We start from the raw sequence: 8,240 nt of genomic DNA, 5'->3' as shown, positions 1-8,240 counted from the left end.
AAGTAGAAGTAGAAGTAGAAATAGAAAGAGAAAGAGAAGTAGAAATAGAAATAGAAGTATAAGGAGAAACAGAAGGAGGTGACATCTGTGGGGTATATTAATTATGACTTAGAACCACGATCTGATATTGCATTTATTGACATGAAGTCCTTTTATGCCAGTGTAGAATGTATCGAACGCGGTTTAAATCCGCTTACCACGTCCCTATGTGTCATGAGCCGAGCAGATAATTCTAAAGGGCTCATTTTAGCGTCATCCCCTACGTTTAAACATGTCTTTGGCAAACAAAACGTCAGTCGTTCCTATGATTTACCCTTTCATCTGGAAACACGCCGTTTCAACCTACAACGGGCTCTCCAAGAAGGCTGGCCCATCACAGCCGACTACATTAACTACATCGAAAGTTGGGCTAAACGCACCTTGATTGTGCCCCCGCGCATGGGCTTATATATTGTAAAAAACATTGAAATTCAACAAATTCTTCGTGAATATGCAGCCACTGAAGATATTTGCCCCTATTCCATTGATGAAGGGTTTGTTGATTTGACCCGCTCTATTAATTACTTTGTGCCTCAGCCAGCCCTATCCCGTCGTGAAAAGCTAGATATTGTAGCTGCTAAAATTCAGCATGACATATGGCGACGCACTGGTATTTTTAGTACGGTAGGCATGTCCAACGCCAACCCTTTACTCGCCAAATTGGCCTTAGATAATGAAGCTAAAACTACCCCTATGATGCGCGCTAATTGGTCCTACGAAGAAGTCCCTACTAAAGTATGGCAACTTCCTCATTTAACCGATTTTTGGGGTATTGGTCGTCGCACCGCCCGTCGGTTACAAAAATTAGGGATTCATAGTATTAAAGAACTTGCCCATGCCAATCCAAATGTCTTAAAAAAGGAATTTGGCATTATCGGTGTCCAGCTTTGGTTTCATGCTAATGGTGTCGATGAAAGTAATGTTCGCGAACCCTACAAAGTACAAGCTAAAGGTATCGGCAATTCACAAATTTTGCCACGTGATTATACTCAGCAAACAGAGATTGAATTATTACTTGCTGAAATGGCCGAACAAGTAGCTATTCGTTTACGCCGTAGTCATCAACAAACACGTTGCGTATCCATTTACATTGGCTTTGCTAGCGAAACCTCCACTACACGAGATTCCTTTCAAGCACAACATAAAATCGAAGCTACACAATTAACGAAAGAGCTGACGCAACATGTAATTACCCTCTTTCGCCAACATTATCAAGGTGAACCGGTCCGTCAAATTGGCGTTCGCTACAGTCAGTTACTGCCAGAAGCGTTACAAAGTGTGTCCCTCTTTGATAATCCTGAAACGATTCAAAAAGCGCATAATCTAGAACATACCATTGACGATATTCGTCGCCATCACGGTTTCTTAGCCCTTCAAAAAGCCTCCGCCTTGCTTGATGCCTCCCGTGCCATAGCCCGCAGTCAACTTATCGGCGGGCATGTCGCTGGTGGTGCTGGTGGTTTGGACGGTCTCTTATGATTAATCGTTCTTATTTACCCTTTCTATCAGCACGCACCTACAAGGATCGTAAAATGGCTAAATGGATGGGTTTCTTCTTATCAGATCATCAAACCGCCCTTTTACAATCTCATATTGCCTTAGATATGGCTGATACCATGAGCCACGAAGAGCGTCTACTTTGGCTAGGCCGTCTCTATGCTAAGCAATGTAAAGCTACGTTTCACATAAAAAAACACCTGAAAGCCGGTGCTACCGTGCACCAACTTCAAGGTGTTTTACAGGAAATAAACTTACAAGAAATCGTGATTAAAACGGGGGATTCCCACTATATAACAGCTTCATTAGACCAAATTATTCGCATTACCACTGAGGAGATGGATGAGGATGGAAACTAGAGAGTTTCAACGTAATCAACTACAATTTGCTTACTTTACCCCTAATTATCTACAATTTGAGAATGATTTCTATGAATATTCGGCCTTAGATACGCCCCTTACCTTTTTGACAGATGATATTTTGCAAAGTATGGCTCACTCCCAACAAAATTATTTTAAATTAAATAAGGAAAAATCCAAGGATAATCAAGATCATTACTTCTATTTTAAAATTCATGCTGTCGAACACAAACGATTAATTCGCCAATATATATATGATGGCCATTCTCTCACTAAACGAGCCTAAAAATTTTACTAGGCCATTTATTGTTTACGAAGCACTGTATAATTCGGTAATCGTTCTACCGTAGTCCAATGGCCCCCTACAGCCTGTTGGAAATCAGCCATACGACGGTTTTCTACAATGGCCAACACGCTTGGTTCTTCCACCACTTCTTCAGCAGCAAACAAAGGCATTACATTTTTATTATTCCAATCCATAGCTGACGGTTTCATGCCGGGAATATCTTCCGCTTTAGCAATACGATATACTAATTGCCCACTGTAATAATTAGCTGAAGTTTTATAATTACCATAACTAACTACCATATCCTGCGCCGTTACCTGTTGCGCCACTACATGCCCTACGGCTTTTGCTGAATAATTGGCACAATATGGTATAGCTACAGCAAAAGTAAGAATCGTATATAAGATAACATTTCCTATGACCAGCCGTTTCACAAGGGTAAAACGAAGGACTAAGGAGCGAGCCACTAATACAGCAATAGGCAATAAATACGGGAACGTGTATGTAGTATATTTAGTAGCCATCAATTGATAAAATATAGCAATGGTAAGTGCCCAAATTAATAAAAAGGCGGTCGTCGTATCAAAGGTGCCCCATCGTTGCCAAAAGCTATTGACCGCTAATTGTGCGCGACGGTCTTGCCAATATCGTTTCAACATAGCTGGCACCGTAAATACCCAAGGGAAAAATCCAATAATGAACATACCTAAATAATAGTACCACACATTATCACGCGGATGCTCTGACACGGTAGCACGTAATACATTATGTACACCTAGGAATACATTGATAAAATCCATACCATGGTTTTTATACATAAAATAGTACCAAGGGCCTGCTACGAGTAGAAAAATAGCCGTTCCCCCTAGCCATTTCATATGAAATAACTCTTTGTAGTTTCGTTGGCTTATTAAAAATAAAATAACGATTAAGCCTGGTAGTAAAATTCCAATCGGTCCTTTTGTCAAAACGGCTAATGCGGCAAAAAAATACGATCCGTAGTAGTAATTACGTTGCCTATGGCTATAGCCTATATAAAAGCAAATTAAGGCTGCATTGAAAAAAACAAACAAAGTCATATCCGTAATCACTGTTTTAGCAATGAGCCAATATTCAAAGGAAGTGCCTAGAATTAAAGCCGCTACAAAACCAGTCCTGCGATTATACAGTTTATAACCAAACCAATACGTCATGAATAATCCTAAGACACCAAACATAGCGGGAAAAAAGCGGGCGCCCCATTCATTAATCCCAAATAACTTAAATCCTGCTATCACTTCCCAGTAGAAAAAAATAGGCTTATCATACCAATAATTACCATAAATTTGAGGGGATAAATAATTTTGAGCCATTAACATTTCTTTAGCTGTTAAGGCGTAGTTTGATTCTACTGGATCGGTAATAGCAATATTCCAATTGCCTAATAAAAATAGATATAAAGCTAATCCTAATAATAGAGCACACTGCTTTTTTGCACTAGTCACGATGGATACTCTCCTTGGCTACATCATACGAAATTACGGATTGGCTAGCGGCTAAGTAGCGCAAAGCATAGAGGCGCAAAGCATAGAAACTCATAGCGCCGATAGCAACACCTAATACAGCAGCTACCAACACATCGGTTGGATAATGTACATATAAATAAATTCTTGAAAAACCGATAACAGCGGCTAAACCAAGTGCCCAGTAACGTCCGGGAATCTTGTCTAGTATTAAGATTGTCGCCATAGCAAAAGACGACCAAGTATGCCCCGAGGGGAAGGAATAACCGTGAGGGGCCGCAATCAATAATTGCAAAGCGGGCTGAAACTCAAAGGGACGAATGCGCCCTACTAACGGCTTTATACCAAGATTACAAATAATAAAGCCCACCACTAAAGCTATAACAATAGCCAAACCCGTTTTACGGTACGCCTTATGCCATAATAGATAGATACCAATTAAAATCCAAATAATACCGCTATCACCCAGCGTAGTTATACCTACCATGAGTGAATCTAACCAATCAATATGCCAATACATCCAAATATAATTTAATATAGCAAAATCAAATTGCTGTATACTACTTATTAAATTAGCCATTATATACCTCCTTGCTAGTAACCTGTCTGTTTACAAAGTAAGTATACAAGGGCCAATTAAACTCCATTTACATCAAACTTAAACTAAGTTTAAACAGTTTTTTACGAATTTAAAAAAGCTACTACCAGCCGAAGCCAGTAGTAGCTTTTTTATCAATTATTTTTTGTATAAGCCGTTCCTATTAAGTTAGGTATAAACTAATAAAACTGTATACCCTTCCTGAAAATCCGCTAAAGCAATGGATGTCTACAAAACCAACAAGAATCTACAATACAATGAACACCTTTAGAGTGCTAAAGCTCAAACTAACCTATAATTTAAAACGATAGCCTGCGCCCCACACGGTTTCAATATAATGCGGATTGCTCGGATCATCTTCGATTTTTTCACGCAATCGATTAATATGAACAGGCACTGTCGCTACATCACCAATAGCATCCAATCCCCAAATTCGTTCATATAAGGTTTCTTTATCAAATACTAAATCGCCATTACGCACTAAAAATAATAAGAGTTCATATTCCTTATTTTTAAGACTTATCTCTTGATTGCGCACAAAAACGCGATGTGATCCAGGTTGAATACGTAAATTGCCTACTTGAATTTCCGCTAACGTATTATCGGTCTGCCCTTTTTTCAAACGATCATACTGTGCTAAATTAGCTTTTACCCGCGCCACTAAAATACTTGGCGAAAATGGTTTTTCAATATAATCATCGGCCCCTAACCCTAAACCACGAATTTTATCAATATCTTCTTGTTTAGCCGTAACCATGAGGATAGGAATATCTAAGGTTTCACGAAGCTTTTTACAAATTTCAAAGCCATCCATAGTAGGCAACATCACATCAAGGAGAATTAAATCAAAGGTGCCTGTTAAGGCTTGCTTTAATCCTTCCGCGCCATCATTAGCTAATACCACTTCAAATTGACTAAGCTGTAAATAGTCACGTTCAATCTCAGCAATCGCCTGATCATCTTCAATAATTAAAATTCGTTTCGACACAATATAGCCTCCTTCAAGTGCCATAGTCAACCTGTTATCTTTCTTTAAGCACCCATAGTCAGTCTAGAACTTTCTTTTTCAAGCACCCATAGTCAACCTGTAAACACACTAATTAACTTTATAACCTACTAATTAACTGTATAACACCCTAATTTACTTTATATAACGAGGGAACGACATACTAATAGCTAAACCATGCGGTTTTACCAATTCCGCTTTAATAGAACCCTTCATTTGTTGTACCATTTTTTTCACAATTGCTAGGCCCAACCCACTCCCCTTATGAGGATTGCTACGGGCTCTATCATCACGATAAAAGACCTCAAACAGTCGTTCTAAATTAGCCGACGTTGTCCCTGGCCCATCATCGGCTAAGCGTAAATACACAGTCTCAGCCTTCGCTTCACAAACTATATGTAAATGTCCCATCGCCGCCGTTTTATATTTAACACTATTATCCGCAATATTCATCAAAATATGGCGAATTTGGAAGGGATCAGCCCAAATCTTAAACGTCTCACCAATTACTTCATATTGTAAATATAACCCTTTATTTTCATAAGCTACACTTTCATTTTGTACAAAGTTTGCTATTTCTTTCCCTAAATCAACCTCTTCTGGATAGTTTGGATAATCATCCATATCCATTTTAGAAAAGGTAAACAAATTGCTAATCATGTGTTCCATTTCATCTGCTTTGGTTTGAATCATGCGTATATATTTAGCCTCTAATTCAGGTGTTGTAGCAATGCCATCTTGTATACCTTCCGCATACGCTTTAATAGAGGTTAAAGGGGATCGTAAATCATGAGAAATCCCAGCTAATAACTCTTTCCTATTTTGCTCTTGCTTTTGAATTAAATCGACAGATTCTTTTAAACGTCGTGCCATGTCATTAAAATCTTCGCAAATAGGGGCAAATTCATCCTGTCCTTCATAGGTCAATTTCACCGCTAAGTTACCATCGCGAATTTGACGAACGCCCTTAGCTAATAAATCTAAAGCACCTCGAATTCGTTGAAATACAAAGCGCGTCAGGAAGCGATTAGCTACAATAATCCCAATCACAACCACTACAAAAATAAAAATCAAAGTCCATTTAACCGTATTCTTAGCAGGCCAAGTGCGCGTTTTAATTTCAGAGCCAAAAATATATATGCGATATAAGCCCCCTACGGTCGCTACATCACGTATAGCAATGGCATTACTACCATTAGAAATAATCCCCTCACCAACTAATTCATCAGCTGAACCTTGCAGTTTAGAGACTTCTAACTTCGGATCATCGCCCCAGGTCCAAAGCTCCCCCTGCGGACTTTTAATCCGAATCGTATAGCCTGTCAAAGCTCGTAATGAAGTAGCCACATCGGAAATACGAGGATCGCCACCAACAGCCACCCGTTCTTTTAGTTTACCTTCTACTTGCGTCAACATAAAGGTACTCGTTTTTTCAAAGTCCTCTAAATCACGAACGCCTATATTATTTTCTTGTACCAACGGTACCCATAAAGCCGTAATACTTAAAAAGGCAATAATTAATGCTACCAGCGTTGGGATAGCAATCATCAAAAAGTTTGAAATAGCTAACCGCTTTTTAATAGTCATAGCAAGTCCTCATCATGATGTAATAAGCGTTTATAAAAATAGTCCATGCAAATAGCCCCAATTGGCGAGGTAATAACAATGGCCATCGCCGAAGCCGCTAATACTAAAGGACCACTGGGCAAGCCTAATGCTAACGGAATCCCACCAATAGCAGCCTGCACGGTAGCCTTTGGAGCATAAGAAATAGCACAATAGGTACGCTCTTTTATGGTTAATGGCGTCTTCCATAAGGATATGGCCACCCCTATCGTACGACCTATCAAGCCAAGAGCAATAACAAGAATCAAAATACCACTCATGCTAAGCATATATGTTGTATCAATGGCAGCACCTACAAGCACAAATAAAATAATTTCTACAGGAATCCAAAGTTGATTAACCATCCGATTAAGCCCTTGCCCTAGTTCATAAGGAACTTGTCCCTTAACAACGCTAGCCATAATCATGACAGCTAATAGACCTGAAATAGAAATAATAGGCTTTAACCAATTCCCCAAAGCTACTAAAACAAATGCAGTCGCAACAATAAGCGTTAATAGTAAGGTAGCTTGTTGTGGCGTCATCATATATGTCTTCATAGTCTGAGCTTGCTTGCCATCTGTATCACCTTTTACAGAATGAATAATGTCTTCTTTTTTCAATAAATTCTGACTCGCTTTTAATACCTTTGTTTTGGCTACAGTAGGCGCACTCGGACTCATAATTTTTGCAATATAAGCTAATAACACGCCACTTAATACGCCTAAAATGATACCACCTAATAAAGCTATGGGAACTTGTGCCATAGCTTCTAACGCCCCTATACCATCAGGCGTTTCCACATGTGTTTCTACCAAGGTTAACACCAATGAAAAAACAACAACCACTACAATATCCTCTAACGAAGACGCTACCATAATCAATTGTGGAATCTTTTTAGCAATACCATACCGCTGCTCAATTAAATGAATCATACGAAACACAACAACCGCTGGTGAGACAGCGCATACAGCTGTTGCCAGTAATACAGCCTCTAGCCCATGTAACTCAAAAACAGTAAGCCCCAAATATGTTAATACGCTAAGCTCTAATAGCACCGGCACGGTGGCCATCATAAGTAATGGACGGCCTAAATTCCAAATATCTCGTAAATTAATAGCTAATCCCGCCTTAACTAAAATTAGAATAAGCGCCATTTGTCGCAAGTCCAGCGAAATCGTTAGCATTGAACTATCTAACCAGTTATAGCCTTGAGGGCCCAATATAAGCCCCGCTATCATAAGTCCAATAATCGTAGGCAATTGAATACGGCGGCACAGCCCTGCTAGAGCTGCCCCACCTAATAAAATAAAACCTAAAGAGGTTAACACACTAAGACCTCCTAATC

Annotated in this window: 8 protein-coding genes; 3 read left to right on the top strand and 5 right to left on the bottom strand. The window is 39.3% G+C overall.

Annotated features, from left to right (window positions below):
• Nucleotides 1–87: 87 nt before the first annotated feature.
• The 3 genes from VER_RS04550 to VER_RS04540 are packed head-to-tail and all read left to right on the top strand — an operon-like array spanning nt 88 to nt 2,181.
• Complete coding sequence (locus tag VER_RS04550) at nt 88–1,518, top strand: Y-family DNA polymerase (RefSeq protein WP_162099694.1); 1,431 nt, start codon at nt 88–90, stop codon at nt 1,516–1,518.
• Nucleotides 1,515–1,895: a hypothetical protein gene (locus VER_RS04545; protein WP_162099693.1), complete on the top strand. Its 381-nt coding sequence runs from the start codon at nt 1,515–1,517 to the stop codon at nt 1,893–1,895. The genes VER_RS04550 and VER_RS04545 overlap by 4 nt, the downstream gene beginning before the upstream one ends.
• On the top strand, nt 1,885–2,181 hold the full coding sequence (locus VER_RS04540; RefSeq protein WP_162099692.1) for a DUF5960 family protein: 297 nt from the start codon (nt 1,885–1,887) through the stop codon (nt 2,179–2,181). Before VER_RS04545 ends, VER_RS04540 begins: the two co-directional genes overlap by 11 nt.
• Nucleotides 2,182–2,198: 17 nt before the next feature.
• On the opposite strand, the gene VER_RS04535 is transcribed toward VER_RS04540, so the two are convergent.
• The 5 genes from VER_RS04535 to VER_RS04515 form a co-directional block, all read right to left on the bottom strand.
• Nucleotides 2,199–3,665, bottom strand: coding sequence for a glycosyltransferase family 39 protein (locus VER_RS04535; protein ID WP_162099691.1), 1,467 nt, complete (start codon nt 3,663–3,665; stop codon nt 2,199–2,201).
• Nucleotides 3,658–4,263, bottom strand: coding sequence for a phosphatase PAP2 family protein (locus VER_RS04530; RefSeq protein ID WP_162099690.1), 606 nt, complete (start codon nt 4,261–4,263; stop codon nt 3,658–3,660). Before VER_RS04530 ends, VER_RS04535 begins: the two co-directional genes overlap by 8 nt.
• A gap of 310 nt (nt 4,264–4,573) precedes the next feature.
• A complete protein-coding gene (locus VER_RS04525) occupies nt 4,574–5,269 on the bottom strand; it encodes a response regulator transcription factor (protein ID WP_238390136.1) in 696 nt (231 codons plus the stop codon).
• A 153-nt stretch (nt 5,270–5,422) separates the two neighbouring features.
• A complete protein-coding gene (locus VER_RS04520) occupies nt 5,423–6,874 on the bottom strand; it encodes a HAMP domain-containing sensor histidine kinase (protein WP_162099688.1) in 1,452 nt (483 codons plus the stop codon).
• The gene (locus VER_RS04515; protein ID WP_162099687.1) at nt 6,871–8,223 is read right to left on the bottom strand and encodes a cation:proton antiporter; all 1,353 of its coding nucleotides are present in this window, start codon (nt 8,221–8,223) and stop codon (nt 6,871–6,873) included. Before VER_RS04515 ends, VER_RS04520 begins: the two co-directional genes overlap by 4 nt.
• Nucleotides 8,224–8,240: the final 17 nt, after the last annotated feature.

The organism is Veillonella sp. R32, assembly GCF_010093125.1.
GTDB lineage: Bacteria > Bacillota > Negativicutes > Veillonellales > Veillonellaceae > Veillonella_A.
The sequence above is the reverse complement of the archived record's forward strand: the minus strand, read 5'-3'. Positions and strand labels throughout refer to the sequence as shown.

Bases quoted from the DNA above. Each gene is read 5' to 3' on its own strand.
- VER_RS04545 (WP_162099693.1), top strand. From the start codon at position 1,515: ATGATTAATCGTTCTTATTTACCCTTTCTATCAGCACGCACCTACAAG.
- VER_RS04540 (WP_162099692.1), top strand. From the start codon at position 1,885: ATGGAAACTAGAGAGTTTCAACGTAATCAACTACAATTTGCTTACTTT.
- VER_RS04530 (WP_162099690.1), bottom strand. From the start codon at position 4,263: ATGGCTAATTTAATAAGTAGTATACAGCAATTTGATTTTGCTATATTA.
- VER_RS04520 (WP_162099688.1), bottom strand. From the start codon at position 6,874: ATGACTATTAAAAAGCGGTTAGCTATTTCAAACTTTTTGATGATTGCT.